Origin of the sequence: Flavobacterium sp. ZB4R12 (assembly GCF_048276375.1) — a bacterium.
Lineage (GTDB): Bacteria > Bacteroidota > Bacteroidia > Flavobacteriales > Flavobacteriaceae > Flavobacterium > Flavobacterium gawalongense.
Window position 1 is genome coordinate 1 of sequence record NZ_JBLNKS010000002.1, and the last position, 18,444, is coordinate 18,444.

An 18,444-nucleotide genomic window follows, 5' to 3' on the forward strand; every position below is an offset into this window, starting at 1 on the left:
TGCGCAAGCTACTGCTACCGACACTTGTGATGCATCGGTAACGTTGACTTTCAATGATGTAACTACACCAGGCAACTGTGCCGGAAATTACAGTGTAACCAGAACATGGACTGCTACAGATGATTGTGGCAACAGTTCAACCAGATCACAAACGATTAGTGTAACCGATAATACCGCGCCAGTACTTTCAGCATTACCAGCGCCAAGTGCTGTCGAGTGCCCTGCAGCACCAGTGTTTACAACACCAACTGCAACTGATGCGTGTGATTCAAGTGTGACACCGACTTTTGCCGATGTAAGAACCGCTGGCAGTTGTCCACAGGAATATTCTGTAACCAGAACCTGGACCGCTACGGATGATTGTGGCAACAGTTCAACCGCTTCTCAGACTATTAGTGTAACCGATAATACTGCGCCAGTGCTTTCAGCATTACCAGCGCCAAGTTCTGTCGAGTGCCCTGCAGCACCAGTGTTTACAACACCAACTGCAACTGATGCGTGTGATTCAAGTGTTACACCGACTTTTGCCGATGTAAGAACCGCTGGCAGTTGTCCACAGGAATATTCTGTAACCAGAACCTGGACCGCTACGGATGATTGTGGTAACAGTTCAACCGCTTCTCAGACTATTAGTGTAACCGATAATACTGCGCCAGTGCTTTCAGCATTACCAGCGCCAAGTGCTGTCGAGTGCCCTGCAGCACCAGTGTTTACAACACCAACTGCAACTGATGCCTGTGATTCAAGTGTGACACCGACTTTTGCCGATGTAAGAACCGCTGGCAGTTGTCCACAGGAATATTCTGTAACCAGAACCTGGACCGCTACGGATGATTGTGGCAACAGTTCAACCGCTTCTCAGACTATCAGTGTAACCGATAATACTGCGCCAGTGCTTTCAGCATTACCAGCGCCAAGTTCTATCGAGTGCCCTGCAGCACCAGTGTTTACAACACCAACTGCAACTGATGCTTGTGATTCAAGTATTACACCGACTTTTGCCGATGTAAGAACCGCTGGCAGTTGTCCACAGGAATATTCTGTAACCAGAACCTGGACCGCTACGGATGATTGTGGTAACAGTTCAACCGCTTCTCAGACTATTAGTGTAACCGATAATACTGCGCCAGTGCTTTCAACATTACCAGCGCCAAGTTCTGTCGAGTGCCCTGCAGCACCAGTGTTTACAACACCAACTGCAACTGATGCGTGTGATTCAAGTGTGACACCGACTTTTGCCGATGTAAGAACCGCTGGCAGTTGTCCACAGGAATATTCTGTAACCAGAACCTGGACCGCTACGGATGATTGTGGCAACAGTTCAACCGCTTCTCAGACTATTAGTGTAACCGATAATACTGCGCCAGTGCTTTCAGCATTACCAGCGCCAAGTTCTGTCGAGTGCCCTGCAGCACCAGTGTTTGCAACACCAACTGCAACTGATGCGTGTGATTCAAGTGTTACACCGACTTTTGCCGATGTAAGAACCGCTGGCAGTTGTCCACAGGAATATTCTGTAACCAGAACCTGGACCGCTACGGATGATTGTGGTAACAGTTCAACCGCTTCTCAGACTATTAGTGTAACCGATAATACTGCGCCAGTGCTTTCAGCCTTACCAGCGCCAAGTTCTATCGAGTGCCCTGCAGCACCAGCGTTTGCAACACCAACTGCAACTGATGCCTGTGATTCAAGTGTTACACCGACTTTTGCCGATGTAAGAACCGATGGCAGTTGTCCACAGGAATATTCTGTAACCAGAACCTGGACCGCTACGGATGATTGTGGTAACAGTTCAACAGCTTCTCAGACTATCAGTGTGACCGATAATACAGCGCCAACTCTTACTTGTCCAGCTGATCAAACAGTTGCTTGTGGTGCAACACCAGTCTTTGGTACTCCAACAGCAAGTGATAGTTGTGATTCAAATCCAATTATTAATGATTTGGGTATCACTACAACAAATAATGCGGACGGCTCAGTGACATATACAAAAACGTGGACTGCTACTGACGCTTGTGGTAATACATCAATTTCATGCAGCCAAAGTATTATAGTACCTGCATGTGAAGGATGTACTTTAGGATATTGGAAAAACCATACTGACAGATGGTGTTCATCTTATACTCCTTCAATGTTGTTTGGTGATGTGTTTGTAAATGCACCGTCTAATCTTGCTAATTTAACTTTATTACAAGCTCTAAATTTAGGAGGCGGAGGTATTTTTAATTTAGCTCGTCAAGGAGTAGCCGCTTTATTGAATGCTTGTAGTGATGAAGTTGACTTTCCAGCGCCTTATGGTAGTAATCCTCAATCAGTAATAGATGCTGTTAATGCAGCGTATTTAGCTGGAGGATCTGCACCTGGAAAATTAGCAACTCAATTGGATATTCTTAACAGTACAGGTTGTCCATTGGGTGGAACTAGTGCTACTCAAGAAGTTGGTTCGAGTACTAACGCTGGTTTTACTGCTTATCCGGTTCCTTTTAAAGATAAGCTTACTATTAGATACGATTTTGATTATGTGTCTGATGTGGTTATCGATGTATATGATGCACAAGGGATTTCAGTACTTTCAAAAACAGATACCAATAGTTATTTGAACAAAGAAATTACGTTACACCTTCATTCATATAAAGGTCAGGAACAGGTTTATATTGTAAAAGTAACTACTGATCGAGGAAGCAGTGTGAAAAAAGTAATGTCTTCCAGATAAGTTTAATATAATTCTAACTAAAAAGCATCCGCCTAAAACGGGTGCTTTTTTGCGTTTGCTACAATCAGCGCAAACTTGTTATTCCGATCCGCCGTGGCGGGAGAAAACCCAGACAAAGAATGAAGCAGGACTAAATAATAGTTATAGCCTATCCCAAAACACAAACGACTGCTTAAAGACAACTAAAAAAACATTTGCCAGTGTTGTCTAATTAGTTAACTTTGCATTATGAATACCGACAGACAAGTAATTGCATATAAGAACTATTTTCTCGCCTTTTATGAAAAACAGTCGGAGACAGTTCAAGCAAAGATAGAATGGACTCTTAAATTAATTGAAGTAACCCAACAGATTCCTAAAAAACATTTTAAACATTTGGAAGGAACTAAAGGACTTTATGAAATTAGGGTTGAAGTAGGAAATAATATATATCGCATTTTTTCTTTTTTTGACAAAGGAAATTTAGTAGTTCTTGGAAATGCTTTTCAGAAGAAAACGCAAAAGACACCTAAAGAAGAATTAGAAAAAGCACTAAAAATAATGAAAGAATATCAAGATGAAAACAAAAAATAACATTACGACTTTAGACCAAATTCTTGATAAGAAATATGGCAAAAAAGGACAACCTAAACGTGAGAATTGGGAACAAGAGTTTGAATCTTTTCGACTTGGAATTTTACTTGAAGAAGCAAGAACAAAACTTGGAATGACACAGGAAGAACTTGCTCAAAAATGCGGAACAAACAAATCTTACATTTCAAGAATTGAAAATAACTCATCCGACATCAGACTATCTACATTAATGAAAATTATTCAACAAGGACTTGGCGGACATTTAAAGTTAACGCTACAAATATAAACCGCTAAAAGGGGCAGGCTATAACAGCTAAGGTTCGTTGGGCTTGCAAAGCCAACATAGGAACCTTAGCTGTTGTCTCAACAATTTATGCTTTTTCAGGGAGGTATCCCGAAAATTGGATTTTTGCAACAGGAAGTGCCGAAGTTAGAACAAGGTTATATCGAATGGGAATTACAAATAATTTAGATGAGTTGCGAGAAGATTTTTATGTTTACGGAATGAAAATTGATGAAACATTTGAAGAGTTTATTGTAGGCGAAGATTATATTGGTCTCTAAATAATCCATACATAGATATTTCTTTCGCCGGTCACGAAATTTTCATCTGTGGAATTAATTTTTTCGACTTATTTACATAAAAAACAACTAAAGGTTTAATGGTAGCAGGGTCGAATTCCCCTCTTGAGAGTCCCGAGGCTTCGGGATAGGGGTGTGTTTTTTTTGTTTTAAAGGCAACTATCCATTTGATGATATTAGTGTAAAGTTATCACAGCTGTTAAAAAAAACAGACTAAGTACGAGTTCATTAGACTTAGCATTGGTATTTATGTAAGTAACTCGAAAATTTTTTAAGGAATTTCCAATTCCAAAAAAAATATCATGTTGTTCTGTAAACCTTCCTATTGGCGTACAGCCCAGCATTATCATGTAAAGTTTTAGTTGTTTTTCCATTTTCAAAGCTACAATTTTTTTAAAAAATAAAGTTTGGCACAATTCATGAATGTGTAAAATAAAATTAACCATTAAAAATTAAAATCATGAAAAAGATAATTACACTTTTAGCCATTGCAGGATTATTTACTTTACAAAGTTGCACCGTAAATGACGATGGGCCTTTTGTAGATAATGATACTATCAGCGAAGTATTTGAAGTTACCGCTTCGTTTAATTCAACTAATAATTATAGTAGAATAGTTCCGCTTAATCCACCTATTTTTTCTTCGGATGTGGTCTTAGTATATCGATTATCTGGTTCCACTGCTCAGGGTGATGTATGGAAATTATTGCCTGAAACCCATTATTTTAGTGATGGAACATTAGATTTTAGTTATGATTATGATTATACTACTACGGATGTAAGTATTTATATGGTTGGTAGTGATTTGCAAGATGTTACTGCTGAGTTTAGGTTGAATCAGGTTTTAAGAATTGTGATTGTTCCGGCAGGTTTTTCAACTTCAATCAACAAAAACAATTATGAAGCCGTTATATCTGCTTTAAAAATAAATGAAAGCCAAATTAAAAAAATTGAAATGTAATTTTAGCTCATAAATTAAAAAAAGGAAATCGAAAGATTTCCTTTTTTTAGTATGTCGGGCATGGTCTTTTTCTGGCAGAGTGTAAGTCTCTGTACACGCCGCGTTGATAGGAAGTGTTAGCAATTGGCAAGGGTGTCTATCGTGAGGTAGAATCTGAAAGAAGCCATCAGCAAAAGTGAGGTTCTGACGCACAGAAATCTAATATAAGGCTAATATTGGGAGGGCAAGCGAGCTATAGATTGCGAAAGCCCAAAATTCAACCGTACTCAATATAGTAAATTAGGCAGAATCCATGGAAAGAAAATGAGCCTTATCCCGAGAGGTCTTGAAACTTGTTCCAACGGGACTATGTTTGTAGTGATGCAAAGAGAAGAGTTTCAAGAAGTCAGCAGAGGACATAGTACAGCAGATACGAGCCGAAGGTGATACTAGGAGGACTCACAAAACTGGAAGGTCTGAATCTTTAGATTTAAGGAGGAGTTAGTTAGAAATTTGGTTTATGAAGCGACAGCAAGGCATAGCATATCAATCAGATTTGTTTCCATTAAATGGAGACAACCCGAATGCTATGCGCCATTCAGCGAATTGTGACACCGTATGTGGAGCAAACGAAAGAAAGGAGTCACAAGTAAACGAAGCAGGACAACAAGAACGAGCCTTAGCAAATTGTAACCTAATGCAGGTAATATGCTCTACGACTAACATCAGACGAGCATACAAGCGGGTAAAGCAGAACAAAGGCGTAGCAGGAATTGACCAAATGGCAGTTGATAAATTTGCAGACTGGTTTAAGGATAAAGGAGAGATTCTCCTCAAATCTTTACAATCAGGGACATATCAGCCCAATGCGGTAAAACTTGTAGAGATCCCCAAACCCAACGGAGGAACTCGAATGCTGGGAATACCCACGGTAACAGACAGGATAATACAACAGGCAATTGCCCAAGTACTGTCCCAAATCTACGACCCAATATTCTCGGAACACAGTTACGGCTTTAGAGAAAAACGCAACGCACATCAAGCCTTGAAGAAAGCTAGTGATTATGCAGAAGAAGGAAGGGATAAGGTGGTAGATATCGACCTTAAAACATTCTTCGATTTAGTAAATCACGATCGGTTAATGTATGAACTATCAACAAAGATAGGAGATAAGATTCTATTGAAACTGATACGTAAATACCTTCAGACCGGAATGATGAAAGGCGGAATCGTGAGCCAACGCTTAGAGGGTACACCACAGGGAAGTCCATTATCCCCAGTGTTATCCAACATAGTTTTAGATGAACTGGATAAGGAATTGGAAAGACGGGGACACAAATTTGTTCGCTACGCAGACGATTGTAATATTTTCGTACAAAGCCAAGTGGCGGGAGAGAGGGTAATGCAATCGATAAGTAACTTTATCGAAAACAAACTAAAACTTGTTGTAAACAAAGACAAGAGCAAAGCTTGCGATGTAAATCAAACCAAATTTCTAGGATATACAATCCAGAAAGGAGGTTATCTAACCATCTCAAAGCAAAATCAAGAACGCTTCAAAGAGAAAATCCGACTAATCACCAAACGCAATCGAGGAAGAAGTCTCGAGCAAGTTATCTCGGAACTGAACCCAATATTACGCGGATGGTTACACTATTTTCAATACGCAAAATGCTTAAAACTAATGCGAGTTTTAAATGGATGGATACGAAGAAAACTTCGATGTTATCGAATAAAACAATGCAAAAGAGTATTTACGTTACAACAATTCCTAGCGAAACTGGGTGTAAAGAAGTGGCAAGCTTGGATAATTGCATTGTCTGGAAAAGGACTTTGGCGAAAGTCAGGAAGTCCGCAAGTACAACAAGCGATGAATAACAGTTGGTTTGAAGAGCAAGGCTTGTATAATCTTGCATGGCATTACGAGAGGTTCAAAGATCTAAAGAAACCGCCGTGTGCGAGAGCATGCACGGTGGTGTGAGAGGGCGAGGGAGTAATCCCTCAACCTACTCGATTGCTTGTATTTTTTTACGATGGGATTGTATTAATTATTTCCCTCAGCTTCTTTCTCTTCTTCTTTACTCATTTTTAAAGACACCATAATCCCAGTTAGAAGCGAAATTGCGATAAAAGCCAATGATACCCATTCTGGCATTTCGATAAAATCATGAAGCAGCATTTTTAGTCCAACGAAAGTCAAAATTGCAATAAGGCTGTATTCTAAATGGGCAAATTTTTCTAACATGTTTGCCAAAAAGAAATACATGGATCGCAAGCCTAATATCGCAAAAATATTAGAACTAAAAACTAAAAAAGGATCATTTGTTATGGCTAAAATTGCGGGAACGCTGTCAATGGCAAATACAACATCCATTACTTCAATAACGACTAATGCAACAAAAAGAGGGGTCGCGGCGGTTATATGCCTTCTTTTTACAAAGAAATGTTCGTGGTCGATATGATTTGAGATCGGCATAACCTTCTTTAGGCTTTTATAAACGAATGATTTTTTAGGTTCAAATTTTTCATCTTCATTGGTAAACAGCATTTTCATTGCAGTATAAATCAGGAATGCACCAAAAACATAAGTAGTCCACGAAAATTTATTAATAAGCAAAACGCCAAAATAAATCATTAAACCTCTAAAAACAATCGCACCCAGAATTCCCCAAAATAAAACTCTGTGCTGGTATTTTTGTGGAATTCGGAAAGCAGAAAAAATAATGGCAATAACAAATATATTGTCAATACTTAGCGATAATTCTATTAAATAGCCTGTAATGAATTTTATTGAAGCTGCGACCGGTTTCAATCCATCAGGATTTGAAATATAATGATTGCCGTACAACCAGTATATGACTCCGGAAAACAAAAAAGATAATGTCACCCATACAGCGGTCCATTTACCAGCTTCTTTAGAACTAATAATATGCGGTGTTTTATTGAAAACACCTAAATCAAGTGCAAGAAATAGTAAGACGGCAGCTAAAAATGAAATCCAGACAATCATAAATTAAGTTGTTAATTATAGGTTGGGCAAAGATACTTTTTGATTTTTTAAGTTTGAAACTTATTTTAAAATAAAGTTATATTTGAAATATACAGATGTCTAAAAAAAAGTGCCTTCATTTATGAAGGCACTTTTAAATTATAAACAAATCAGGTTTAGGAAATAGATTCTTATGCTAAAACAGATTCTTATGCTAAAACAGATTCTTCAACTAAAACAGATTTTACAGTTTTTACAATTCTGGCAGCAATTTTGTATGGATCTCCATTAGATGCTGGTCTTCTGTCTTCCAACCATCCTTTCCATCCTTTTTGAACAGTAATTAATGGGATTCTTATTGAAGCCCCTCTATCAGAAATACCGTAAGAGAAATCATGGATAGAAGCAGTTTCGTGCTTACCTGTCAAACGTTGGTCATTATAAGCTCCGTAAACAGCAATGTGTTCTGAAGTTACAGGTCTGAATGCTTCACATATTTTCTCATATATTTCTTGAGAACCACATGTTCTTAAAACTTCATTAGAGAAGTTAGCATGCATTCCAGATCCATTCCAATCTGTATCACCTAGAGGTTTTGGATGGTATTCTATATAGTAACCGTATTTTTCAGTCAAACGATCTAGTAAATATCTGGCAATCCATATTTCGTCTCCAGCTTTTTTAGCCCCTTGAGCGAATAATTGAAATTCCCATTGACCACAAGCAACTTCTTGATTGATACCTTCAAAGTTAATTCCGGCAGCGATACATAAATCAGCATGCTCTTCTACTAAACTTCTTCCGTGAGTGTTTTTACCACCTACTGAACAATAGTACATACCTTGAGGTGCAGGGTATCCTCCAACTGGAAATCCTAAAGGCAATAAAGTTTTAGTATCCATAATGAAATATTCTTGTTCGAAACCAAACCAGAAATCCCCATCATCATCAATAGTAGCTCTACCGTTAGAAGAGTGAGCAGTACCATCAGCATTCATAACTTCTGTCATTACCAAGTATCCATTGATACGTGTAGGATCTGGATAAATAGCAACAGGTACTAATAAACAATCAGAAGAACCACCTTCTGCTTGTTTTGTAGATGAACCATCAAAAGACCAGTTTCCTATTTCTTCTAATGTTCCTTGGAAATTTTTGTGTTCTTCAACTTTGGTTTTACTTCTTAAGTTTTGAGTTGGTTCGTATCCATCTAACCAAATGTATTCTAACTTTATTTTAGCCATAATAATATAAATTTATTTTCTTTTTGATAATTTTATTTTGCAAATATAAATTAATTTGTCGATGTCGTAAAATCAGGGGGTAATTTTTATTTAATGAGGTATAATTTTTAGCATTACTTCATTTTTTGAGGGGTATATTTGAAAAAATGTGATTTTAATTAGCTATAAAAATTAAATTCACAATGCTGGTTTTTTAGTCATTAATAAATAGTTAAGATTTTTATTACTTCAAATGTGAAATGGTCAATTTTTTTTAATTTTAATTCTATGTTAAAAAAGAAAGTTAAGATATGTTAATGAGAGGATTAAATATTACAGGAATGAATTATATTTGTATGTATTTTAAATCACGATTAATATTTTAAATTTATAAAATTATGTCAACACTACGTTTTCAAGCTTTGAGAGAAGCTTCAACCAGAAAGCCAGTTCAATTTGAAGAAACTGATAGAAAATCAACCATTTTTGGTTCGAATGTGTTTAATGATAAAGCAATGAAGCAATATTTGACTTCAGATGCATTTAAAGGAGTGCAAGGTGCTGTTCAGCATGGAACTAAAATAGACAGGAAATTAGCCGATTATATCGCAATGGGAATGAAAGAGTGGGCCTTGTCAAAAGGAGTAACTCATTATACGCACTGGTTTCAACCACTAACAGGGACAACTGCTGAAAAACACGATGCTTTTTTTGAAACATCTTACGACGGTAGTGATCCAGTAGAAAAATTTGGTGGTGCTCAATTGGTACAGCAAGAACCAGATGCATCCAGTTTCCCAAATGGTGGAATTAGAAACACATTTGAAGCAAGAGGATATACCGCTTGGGACCCAACTTCTCCAGCATTTATTTTTGGAACTACATTATGTATTCCTACTGTTTTCATTTCGTACACAGGAGAAGCATTAGATAATAAAATTCCTTTATTGAGAGCTTTATCCGCTATGGATGAAGCTGCTACGGAAGTATGTAAATATTTTGATAAAAATGTAAAGAAAGTTACTGCAACCCTAGGATGGGAGCAAGAATATTTCTTAATTGATAAATCATTAGCAGATTCTCGTCCTGATCTTGTAATGACAGGAAGAACTTTGCTTGGACATACCTCTGCAAAAGGACAACAATTAGATGATCATTATTTTGGTTCTATCCCAACTCGTGCTTTAACGTACATGAGAGATTTAGAGCAAGAATGTATGTTGTTAGGAATTCCGGTTAAAACGCGTCATAATGAAGTTGCTCCAAATCAATTTGAATTGGCACCTATTTTTGAAGAGACTAACTTAGCTGTAGATCACAACTGTTTATTAATGGATGTAATGCAAAAAGTGGCTGAACGTCATGACTTGAAAGTATTATTTCATGAAAAACCGTTCAAAGGAGTTAATGGTTCAGGGAAACACAACAACTGGTCATTAGCAACTGATACTGGAGTAAACTTGTTGAGTCCAAGCAAAACGCCTATGAGCAATTTACAGTTCTTGACTTTCTTTATCAATACTATAAAAGCGGTAAATGATTATGAATCATTATTAAGAGGTGCAATTGCAACGGCAAGTAATGACCATAGATTAGGTGCAAATGAAGCGCCGCCAGCAATTATCTCTGTATTTATTGGAGAGCAATTAACTAAAGTTTTAGCTGAATTAGAAGGTGTAACTACCGGAAAATTATCTCCGGAAGAGAAAACAGATTTAAAATTAAATGTTGTAGGTAAAATTCCGGATGTACTTTTGGATAATACGGACAGAAACAGGACGTCACCATTTGCTTTCACAGGAAATAAATTTGAGTTCAGAGCAGTAGGTTCTTCTGCAAACTGTGCTAATGCTATGACAACTTTGAATACTATTGTTGCAAAACAATTGAAAGATTTCAAAATTGAAGTAGATGCTTTGATTGAATCTAAAGACATGAAGAAAGACGATGCGATCTTCAATGTTTTGAGAGAATATATTAAAGTTTCCAAAAAAATTCTTTTTGAAGGAGATGGTTACAGTGACGAATGGGAAATCGAAGCAGGGAAAAGAGGTTTAAGCAACTTCAAAACGACTCCTGAAGCATTAAAAGCGAGAGCTTCTAAACAAGCTTTAGATTTGTTTTCTGAAATGGGTATCATGAATCATGTTGAAGTGGAAGCACGTTACGAAATTGAATTGGAAGAGTACACTAAGAAAATTCAAATTGAAGGTAGAGTTTTAGGTGATATTTCTAAAAATCATGTTATTCCTACTGCAATTCGTTACCAAAATACGTTGATTGAAAACGTAAAAGGATTGAAAGAAATTTTTGGAGATGAATTTAAAACAATTGCCAAAGAACAGATTATTTTAATCAAAGAAATTTCAGGTCATATTGAAGGAATCAATTCTAAAGTTGAAGAAATGACTAACGAAAGAAAGAAAGCAAACGTAATGACTGATGCTCAAGAAATGGCTGAAGCCTATTGTAATAACGTAAAACCATATTTTGAAGTCATCCGTGAACATTGTGATAAACTGGAGTTGTTGGTAGATAATGAACTTTGGACATTGACTAAATATAGAGAATTGTTGTTTACAAAATAATAACAAACACTTTCATAAAAAATGCCTATCTGCTTTAGATAGGCATTTTTTTTAAGTTAAATTCATTTAATTTTATCGACTTATTTACATAAAAACAACTAAAGGTTTAATGTTAGCAGGGTCGAATTCCCCTCTTGAGAGGGGTTAGGGGTGTGTTTTTTGTTTTAAAGGCAACTATCCATTTGATGATATTAGTGTAAAGTTATCACAGCTGTTAAAAAAACAGACCAAGTACAAGTTCATTAGACTTAGCATTGGTATTTATGTAAGTAACTCGATAATTTTACTAAACAGTTTGTTCTGCTGTTGTTGGGTCAATGGTTGCGGATACTCTACTGATGGAATTTGCAGGAAATCCGCCTAGCTTTGCGTGTTCAAGCACCATTTCCTTATTGGGGGCAATATAAACGCAATAGATTTTATCAGCTGTTACATGGCTGTTGACCCACTGAATTTGGGGTCCCATTTTACCCAATACTCCACAGGAAGTTTGAGAGATGGCTTTCAACTGTTCGGCAGTTAGTTTACCGGCACCGGGAATATCCCTTTCAATTAAGAACTTAGGCATAATGTTATGTTTTTTACTTTCCTACTCTTATGGCTTTTCGGTAAGGCCCCGTTTTTTATAGTGGTCGCTGGTTTCCACTTTTCTAAGTTTAATTCTAGGTTTAAAGTTTCTTAAACTTTTAAATGGGTTTAATGCTAAATTTCAATTAAAACCAATATGAATTTAGCGTAATGTCCATTAAGACAAACAGTATTTATTTATCTATTATTCATCGTGTTTTATTTGTAAACAAGTAACAATTAGAATATTATAACAAATTTAATAAAATAAATTCATATTCTCTGGGTAGATTATGGATTTAACGAAACACTTGAAAACCCGATAGGCAAAACCCAAAAAAATAATTATCTTTGCCGCAAAACCCATCTGCCCAAACGCAGGTTACACAACTAGACTACATGAGTTCAGATACTTCAAAAAGATATGCGCTTCGCGGTGTTTCGGCATCCAAAGAAGACGTGCATAACGCCATAAAAAACATCGATAAAGGATTGTTTCCTCAAGCATTTTGTAAAATCGTCCCTGATTATTTAACCCAAGACGAAGAGTATTGCCTGATTATGCATGCTGACGGAGCGGGAACTAAATCTTCTCTTGCGTATATGTATTGGAAAGAAACAGGAAATATCTCCGTTTGGAAAGGTATCGCCCAAGATGCTTTGATTATGAATATCGATGATTTATTGTGTGTAGGAGCAACCGATAATATTCTGCTTTCTTCCACCATTGGAAGAAACAAAAATCGTATTCCTGCCGAAGTAATTTCTGCAATCATCAACGGAACCGAAGAGTTAATTAAAGAACTGGATTCTTTTGGCGTAACCATTCATTCCACAGGTGGTGAAACGGCTGATGTAGGTGATATCGTTCGAACTATTATTGTAGATTCTACCGTAACGGCTCGCATGAAACGTACTAAAGTAATTGACAATGCCAATATTAAAGCAGGTGACGTAATTGTAGGTTTGGCTTCTTTTGGTCAGGCCACTTACGAAAAAAGCTATAATGGCGGAATGGGAAGCAACGGTTTAACATCAGCGCGTCATGATGTTTTCGGGAAGTATTTGGCAACCAAATATCCGGAGAGTTTTGATGCTGCAGTTCCTGAAGAATTAATCTATTCCGGACAAGTAAATCTTACTGATGCCGTGGAAAATTCACCAATCGATGCAGGTCAATTAGTGCTTTCACCAACCAGAACTTATGCGCCTATTATCAAGAAAATTTTAGACCAATATACGTCTAATGAAATTCACGGAATGGTGCATTGCAGTGGAGGAGCACAAACCAAGATTTTACATTTCGTAAATAATCTACACATTATAAAAGACAATTTATTTCCGGTTCCCCCATTATTCCAGTTGATACAAGAACAATCCAAAACAGATTGGAAAGAAATGTACCAAGTATTCAATTGTGGACACCGCATGGAAATATACGTTCCGGAAGCCATTGCTCAAGACATTATCGCGATTTCAAAATCGTTCAATGTTGATGCACAAATTGTGGGTAGAGTAGCAGTTGCCGATACTAAAAAACTGACCATTACCAGCGAATACGGAACTTTTGAATATTAAAAAGCTTTAATTGATGCTGGTTTTTCAATCTTTTAATTTTTTAATCTTTCAATTTTTTTAAATGTACGAATTACTTTTTTGGAGATATCAGGACGGCATTTATCTAAACCATCACTTGGTTTACGAAGCGATTATTGAGGAACAAGAAGTGGAAGGTTTGGAAGAACTTCCTGTAACGATCATCCTCAATAGGATTAATACGCTGTTCTCTCAATGGGAAAAAGTAGATGACAACAGTTGGAAAAATAACAAAGGAAAAGGCGCTTTTCAAATAAAAACCACTCCTCAAAGCATTCAAATCGATTGCTACGGAACCGAAGGAAAAATCATGAATCAATTGGTGGATGCATTGGCTGAATTCAATTGTCCGCTCTATGATCCGCAAGTTCCAGAGCGTTACGATGAAATGAGTGAGTAGCATTTTTAGGAGCTAATCCAGCTAACCGTTTCAAGTCCGCGCATAAAACACTATTTTTCTAAGCCCTAAAAGGAGCTTCCGTTGGTCGCTCTTTTACGACAAGAAAAATTAGTGTTTTATACTGTGGGCTTTTCACTTTTATCTGGGCTAAGACATCAGTAATTATTTATATGACAGTCCGCAATATGTTCCAAAGGATAAAATAGGACACACAGATTGTACAGATTGAACGGATTTTGCACAGATTTAAATAACAGTTTGATTCATCAAGTAAAAAAATCCGTGTAAATCGGTATAATCTGTACAATCTGTGGGCTAATATTTATGCTTTATAAATGTACAAACGACGAAAATTGTATTCGAAATGATTTTAGTCCGCATTACGGATAGTCATAATTATTTATGAAAAGGCGGATATTATTCCATTTATGAATTTAAAAGAGTCCAACTTAAATGTACTTATATTCCTCCTATGTTTAAAAAATCGTACTAAATGTATACTAATAATTGGTATTGTCTTTTTTTTATAAATTAGCCCAAAAAAGAATCATGTCTACTTCTCAATTCCCCCAAGATACAATCCTCGAAGACGAATCAATTTTACTGCGTCCTTTAGAGGAAACCGATGTTGAAAATTTATTGGAAATTTCCCTCAACGAACCCGAAACCTGGGAATATTCTTTAGTGCAAGCCAACGGCAAAGAAAATTTAGAAAATTATATTCAAATTGCCTTAAAAGCCAGAGAAAATAAAACTGAATTCCCCCTTTATAGTTTTCGATAAAAAATCAGGAAAATACGCAGGAAGTACTCGTTTTTACGATATTAATTTGGCATTCAAAACGCTACAATTAGGCTACACTTGGTATGGCAAAAATTTCAGAGGAACCGGACTTAACAAACGCTGTAAATTTTTGCTATTGGAGTTTGCTTTCGAAACCCTTGGAATGGAACGCGTAGAATTTCGTGCGGACAATAACAACCAACGAAGTATTGCAGCCATGAAAAGCATAGGCTGTACCGTAGAAGGTGTTTTACGAAGCCACATGCCCACTTTTGGTAGTGCTATTCGCAGAGACAGTATTATTTTGAGTATCCTTAGAAACGAGTGGTTCGAGAGGGTTAAAGAAAATTTGAAAAATAAATTATAGAAAAATATAAAGGTCAAGAGTTTAAATACTGCTGCTTTTACTGTGATTGCTTCTATAGTGGTATTTGGAATGTTTCTTACTCGGATTTTTGATTTCATCCATAATTATTAGTACGGATATACTAATAATTGAAGAAAAGAAGCACCAAACCGAAACGACATAATCTACATAGGAAATTTTTGTGATAATATAGGAAATGATGATTAGGATGCTTAAGATCCACATTTTTTTGATGTTTGAGAATAAGGGCGGAGCAATAGTTGCAATGATGTAAAGTAACTCGCCATAACCGCCAAATACAATTGGATAGTCTTGGATATATGAAATATGGGAACCAATAATTTTTGCTTCAACAGTATAAGTGACTAAACAATATCCAAGAAATAAAGATACTAACAGGCCTATTACAAGCAGTACCATCTGAAAATTTTTCTCTTCCTTTTCTTTTTCAAGTTTCAGTGATGCAAAAGGAACCCATAAGGGCCAAACGACCTGTGCAAAAAACAAAAACATATAGGTTGCAATCGGTTGTAAAGGGGCGTAAACAGATTTTGTCAGTGCCAGCCATAAAAAGCCCTCTGAAAACTGTTGCACACAAAAAATAATCGGAATACAGGCAAAATAAATTTGGGCAGGTTTTTGTACTTTTTTTATTGCCGCAACACTTATTGCTGCAAGAACAATACCCGCTCCAAAACTCGCACTAGCTGAAAAACACATAGGCTTTAATTTAGAATGAATAAAAAAGTAATTCTATTAGATATCAAATACAGATTTGTTGTTCATTAAATCCATACCATTTAGAATCTCAACAATTACCACACCCACCATGGCGCTTGCAGGACTTCGGCATAAACGACTATATCAAAAATGACATGCGTTACAATAACTGGGATCATGCTTTTTGAATAATGCTTTAAAAATCCAAGAACGATATAAGCCGCAAAAGACCATATAAAAAATGCCACGAGGTGTTGCTGCTGTATTGCTGCCGGAGAAAGAAATAAACAAGCTTTGTAAGAAGCATGCGCAAGGGCGGCAAACACCACAGCAAAATCTGAATTTATCTTGTTGATTTGTCCTTGTATAAAACCACGAAAAAATAATTCTTCGATGATAGCAACGCTTGCCGCCACGAATACAAATGGTCTGATCATCGAGGGTAGAAGGGGCATTCCCAAATTCCCTCTGTAATAAATTGCTGCTATAATACCCAATTCCAGACCAATAACAATTTGCACAAGCATTTTTAGAGAAAAAAGATCTCTAAATAAAAGCCTGAATGTAACCGAAGGGGAATCGATGTCACGGCTGATGATAAATGCTACCATTACCAAAGGGATAAAAGCTACTGCTTTTAATGGAAAAGGATAGGTAATTAAATAGGCAAATGCCATGATTTCAACACTGCAAACGACTGCATCAAGCACTGCTTTTTTGGTTCGTCTGGCTATCGGTTTTGTTTGCTCTAAATGCTCCATTTTTGTTGTTTTTTTTAAAATATTTTTTCAAAAATTTCCTTGGAAAAACTAAACTGAATAAAAATACTGCAGGCATTAGTAAAAGCAGCCAGCCTGAACCCATACAAGCTCCGGTATTAGGAACAATGATGGAACCCGGCAAACTCTTTTTTAGCGTTTGAACATACGTGCTGTCCGTCTTATTTCTGTCGGGAACTGACAGATATCTTAATTCTTTCAATGCATAAAGGGATTGTTTGTCCGTTATCGTGTCTATTATTACAAGTCCCCTGAGATTGGGTAATTGTTGCAATGCTTTTAAGTTTTTTACGGAATCACTTCCTTTTAGTTCCAGCACTTGTAAATTGGATAGTTGTGCGGTAATGGTATTAAACTGTTTTTGGGAGGTGTTTTCAGGTAGTCCCAGCCACCGAATGTTTTTATAGTTACCAAGCAAATCAATATTGGTAAAAACACCCGATACTATCAACACGGACAGTTTGGGAAATTTGTTTTTCAATGCTGCCAAATCGCCCTTGCAACCAAAATTAGTAATGGTAAGTTGCTCCATGTTTTCCAATGGTTTCAAAATAGCATAATCAGACAGACAGGCAAATAAACTTACCTTTTCCAGTTGTGGATTGTTCTTAAAAAAGGCAGCATTCATATATTTAGTGTCGCCTCCGTTAATAATGCATTGTTTTAAGGCAGGCATCACGGGCAAAGATTTTGTGACAACGGTATCTAATAAGTTTAGATGAAGATATTCGGCAGTTTTCCAATGTGCCAATAATGGGAATTCATTTTGTTTTAAGGATACTCTTATAAAAAGAGGTTTAAAGAAATTGGATTTTTTTATATAATCCTCAATTATAATTTGCGATCCATTTTCTTCAAAAACCAAAGCGGTATTAGGTTTTAGATGTGCTATTTTTTTTAAATAAGGAATGTAACTCGCAGGAATTTTTGATCTGAAATCTATGGTTTCCAAGTTGTCAATAGTTCTTCTTCTCATTTTTTGAAACCAAGGAATCAGATTAGCTTTTCCAGCTATAATGATTGTATTTACATTTCCGTTTACAAAAACGAGAGAATCCCCAGAATCATCAATTTCTAAAGAATCATTTGTTACATCATTGAAAGAAATAACGGCATCATTAAAACTCAATACATCTCCTTTTTCGGCAAGCAAAGCCCCATAATTTTTTTCATTGGAAGGAAATTGAACATAACCGTAATTTTTTGAAAAGTTTATCGCATCGCCTTTGCCAAAAAGCTTTATGACAGCAAAACGTTGCTCTCCTTTAAATTGATACATAACCCAAAATAACACGGCAAGTAACACGACCACGAGTACAATGGGTAACCAGCCAATCTGTTTTGGTTTAGTACTTAAACGGTCTTTAGAGGTGTCCATAACGTAGTAGTTTATGTATTAATGGCTTGGTTAGAAACATAGAAAACGAATCCTATGTATGCGCTTAGTGTCTTTATGTCATTACTGTAAAACGGATTAAAATGAAGCGGGGCTACGAAACTGGTACTGCTAAAAATGAGTGCAAAAAAACAATGAAGCATTATTATCCATCATTTTTTAAACAATTGATTTAACCTATAAGTTAGTTGAATTGATATTCCTGTCTAACTTGTAAAAAATAAT

At 36.5% G+C, this 18,444-nt stretch carries 15 protein-coding genes and 2 pseudogenes; 10 read left to right on the forward strand and 7 right to left on the reverse strand.

Features of this window, described 5'->3' with window-relative positions:
• The 4 genes from ACNO7W_RS01465 to ACNO7W_RS01480 form a co-directional block, all read left to right on the forward strand.
• Nucleotides 1–2,716, forward strand: a 2,716-nt coding sequence (locus ACNO7W_RS01465; RefSeq protein WP_417936734.1) for a T9SS type A sorting domain-containing protein, incomplete at its 5' end; no start/stop codon positions are given.
• Nucleotides 2,717–2,944: 228 nt separating this feature from the next.
• Nucleotides 2,945–3,289 (forward strand): type II toxin-antitoxin system RelE/ParE family toxin, encoded by a 345-nt coding sequence (locus tag ACNO7W_RS01470; RefSeq protein WP_417936735.1) that lies wholly within the window; start codon nucleotides 2,945–2,947, stop codon nucleotides 3,287–3,289.
• Nucleotides 3,273–3,575, forward strand: a complete 303-nt coding sequence (locus ACNO7W_RS01475) for a helix-turn-helix domain-containing protein (RefSeq protein WP_417936736.1) — start codon at nucleotides 3,273–3,275, stop codon at nucleotides 3,573–3,575. Before ACNO7W_RS01470 ends, ACNO7W_RS01475 begins: the two co-directional genes overlap by 17 nt.
• Before the next feature lie 56 nt (nucleotides 3,576–3,631).
• Nucleotides 3,632–3,853, forward strand: a complete 222-nt coding sequence (locus ACNO7W_RS01480; protein ID WP_417936896.1) for a DUF6934 family protein — start codon at nucleotides 3,632–3,634, stop codon at nucleotides 3,851–3,853.
• A gap of 284 nt (nucleotides 3,854–4,137) precedes the next feature.
• On the opposite strand, the pseudogene ACNO7W_RS01485 reads toward ACNO7W_RS01480, so the two are convergent.
• A pseudogene (locus ACNO7W_RS01485) lies at nucleotides 4,138–4,245 on the reverse strand (DUF1543 domain-containing protein); the annotation flags it as partial.
• Between the two features lie 86 nt (nucleotides 4,246–4,331).
• On the opposite strand from ACNO7W_RS01485, the gene ACNO7W_RS01490 reads away from it, so the two are divergent.
• Nucleotides 4,332–4,832: a hypothetical protein gene (locus tag ACNO7W_RS01490; RefSeq protein ID WP_417936737.1), complete on the forward strand. Its 501-nt coding sequence runs from the start codon at nucleotides 4,332–4,334 to the stop codon at nucleotides 4,830–4,832.
• 676 nt (nucleotides 4,833–5,508) lie between these two features.
• Nucleotides 5,509–6,792 carry a group II intron reverse transcriptase/maturase gene (gene ltrA, locus ACNO7W_RS01495; RefSeq protein WP_417936897.1) on the forward strand — a complete coding sequence of 428 codons (1,284 nt, stop codon included), beginning with the start codon at nucleotides 5,509–5,511 and terminating at the stop codon, nucleotides 6,790–6,792.
• A gap of 63 nt (nucleotides 6,793–6,855) precedes the next feature.
• Here the strand turns inward: ltrA and ACNO7W_RS01500 are convergent, their stop codons facing one another.
• Together ACNO7W_RS01500 and ACNO7W_RS01505 are read right to left on the reverse strand one after the other, a co-directional pair.
• On the reverse strand, nucleotides 6,856–7,821 hold the full coding sequence (locus tag ACNO7W_RS01500; RefSeq protein WP_417936738.1) for a TerC family protein: 966 nt from the start codon (nucleotides 7,819–7,821) through the stop codon (nucleotides 6,856–6,858).
• A 188-nt stretch (nucleotides 7,822–8,009) separates the two neighbouring features.
• Nucleotides 8,010–9,044: a glutamine synthetase beta-grasp domain-containing protein gene (locus tag ACNO7W_RS01505; RefSeq protein ID WP_143387788.1), complete on the reverse strand. Its 1,035-nt coding sequence runs from the start codon at nucleotides 9,042–9,044 to the stop codon at nucleotides 8,010–8,012.
• 377 nt (nucleotides 9,045–9,421) lie between these two features.
• Between ACNO7W_RS01505 and ACNO7W_RS01510 the strand changes: the two genes are divergently transcribed.
• Nucleotides 9,422–11,611, forward strand: a complete 2,190-nt coding sequence (locus tag ACNO7W_RS01510; RefSeq protein ID WP_143387789.1) for a glutamine synthetase III — start codon at nucleotides 9,422–9,424, stop codon at nucleotides 11,609–11,611.
• Nucleotides 11,612–11,897: 286 nt separating this feature from the next.
• Here ACNO7W_RS01510 and ACNO7W_RS01515 read toward each other — a convergent pair whose 3' ends face one another.
• A complete protein-coding gene (locus tag ACNO7W_RS01515; protein WP_417936739.1) occupies nucleotides 11,898–12,179 on the reverse strand; it encodes a DUF4242 domain-containing protein in 282 nt (93 codons plus the stop codon).
• Between the two features lie 398 nt (nucleotides 12,180–12,577).
• Between ACNO7W_RS01515 and ACNO7W_RS01520 the strand changes: the two genes are divergently transcribed.
• From ACNO7W_RS01520 to ACNO7W_RS01530, 3 genes and pseudogenes are all read left to right on the forward strand, one after another.
• Nucleotides 12,578–13,756: an AIR synthase related protein gene (locus ACNO7W_RS01520; protein WP_417936740.1), complete on the forward strand. Its 1,179-nt coding sequence runs from the start codon at nucleotides 12,578–12,580 to the stop codon at nucleotides 13,754–13,756.
• Nucleotides 13,757–13,817: 61 nt separating this feature from the next.
• Nucleotides 13,818–14,174 (forward strand): hypothetical protein, encoded by a 357-nt coding sequence (locus ACNO7W_RS01525; protein ID WP_417936741.1) that lies wholly within the window; start codon nucleotides 13,818–13,820, stop codon nucleotides 14,172–14,174.
• A gap of 549 nt (nucleotides 14,175–14,723) precedes the next feature.
• Nucleotides 14,724–15,324, forward strand: a pseudogene (locus ACNO7W_RS01530) (GNAT family N-acetyltransferase).
• A 21-nt stretch (nucleotides 15,325–15,345) separates the two neighbouring features.
• On the opposite strand, the gene ACNO7W_RS01535 reads toward ACNO7W_RS01530, so the two are convergent.
• The 3 genes from ACNO7W_RS01535 to ACNO7W_RS01545 all read right to left on the reverse strand — a co-directional run bounded on the left by ACNO7W_RS01535 (nucleotide 15,346) and on the right by ACNO7W_RS01545 (nucleotide 18,201).
• Entirely contained in the window at nucleotides 15,346–16,044 is a 699-nt protein-coding gene (locus ACNO7W_RS01535) for a DUF6629 family protein (protein ID WP_417936742.1), read from the reverse strand.
• Between the two features lie 95 nt (nucleotides 16,045–16,139).
• Nucleotides 16,140–16,805 carry a CPBP family intramembrane glutamic endopeptidase gene (locus tag ACNO7W_RS01540; protein WP_417936743.1) on the reverse strand — a complete coding sequence of 222 codons (666 nt, stop codon included), beginning with the start codon at nucleotides 16,803–16,805 and terminating at the stop codon, nucleotides 16,140–16,142.
• The gene (locus tag ACNO7W_RS01545) at nucleotides 16,747–18,201 is read right to left on the reverse strand and encodes a hypothetical protein (protein WP_417936744.1); all 1,455 of its coding nucleotides are present in this window, start codon (nucleotides 18,199–18,201) and stop codon (nucleotides 16,747–16,749) included. The genes ACNO7W_RS01540 and ACNO7W_RS01545 overlap by 59 nt, the downstream gene beginning before the upstream one ends.
• Nucleotides 18,202–18,444 lie beyond the last annotated feature (243 nt).

What these genes read in the sequence shown, in the direction of transcription:
- ACNO7W_RS01540 (WP_417936743.1), bottom strand. Translation starts at nt 16,805, where the DNA reads ATGGAGCATTTAGAGCAAACAAAACCGATAGCCAGACGAACCAAAAAA.
- ACNO7W_RS01470 (WP_417936735.1), top strand. Translation starts at nt 2,945, where the DNA reads ATGAATACCGACAGACAAGTAATTGCATATAAGAACTATTTTCTCGCC.
- ACNO7W_RS01505 (WP_143387788.1), bottom strand. Translation starts at nt 9,044, where the DNA reads ATGGCTAAAATAAAGTTAGAATACATTTGGTTAGATGGATACGAACCA.
- ACNO7W_RS01515 (WP_417936739.1), bottom strand. Translation starts at nt 12,179, where the DNA reads ATGCCTAAGTTCTTAATTGAAAGGGATATTCCCGGTGCCGGTAAACTA.
- ACNO7W_RS01545 (WP_417936744.1), bottom strand. Translation starts at nt 18,201, where the DNA reads ATGGACACCTCTAAAGACCGTTTAAGTACTAAACCAAAACAGATTGGC.
- ACNO7W_RS01525 (WP_417936741.1), top strand. Translation starts at nt 13,818, where the DNA reads ATGTACGAATTACTTTTTTGGAGATATCAGGACGGCATTTATCTAAAC.
- ACNO7W_RS01520 (WP_417936740.1), top strand. Translation starts at nt 12,578, where the DNA reads ATGAGTTCAGATACTTCAAAAAGATATGCGCTTCGCGGTGTTTCGGCA.
- ACNO7W_RS01490 (WP_417936737.1), top strand. Translation starts at nt 4,332, where the DNA reads ATGAAAAAGATAATTACACTTTTAGCCATTGCAGGATTATTTACTTTA.
- ACNO7W_RS01500 (WP_417936738.1), bottom strand. Translation starts at nt 7,821, where the DNA reads ATGATTGTCTGGATTTCATTTTTAGCTGCCGTCTTACTATTTCTTGCA.
- ACNO7W_RS01535 (WP_417936742.1), bottom strand. Translation starts at nt 16,044, where the DNA reads ATGTGTTTTTCAGCTAGTGCGAGTTTTGGAGCGGGTATTGTTCTTGCA.
- ACNO7W_RS01510 (WP_143387789.1), top strand. Translation starts at nt 9,422, where the DNA reads ATGTCAACACTACGTTTTCAAGCTTTGAGAGAAGCTTCAACCAGAAAG.
- ltrA (WP_417936897.1), top strand. Translation starts at nt 5,509, where the DNA reads ATGCAGGTAATATGCTCTACGACTAACATCAGACGAGCATACAAGCGG.
- ACNO7W_RS01475 (WP_417936736.1), top strand. Translation starts at nt 3,273, where the DNA reads ATGAAAACAAAAAATAACATTACGACTTTAGACCAAATTCTTGATAAG.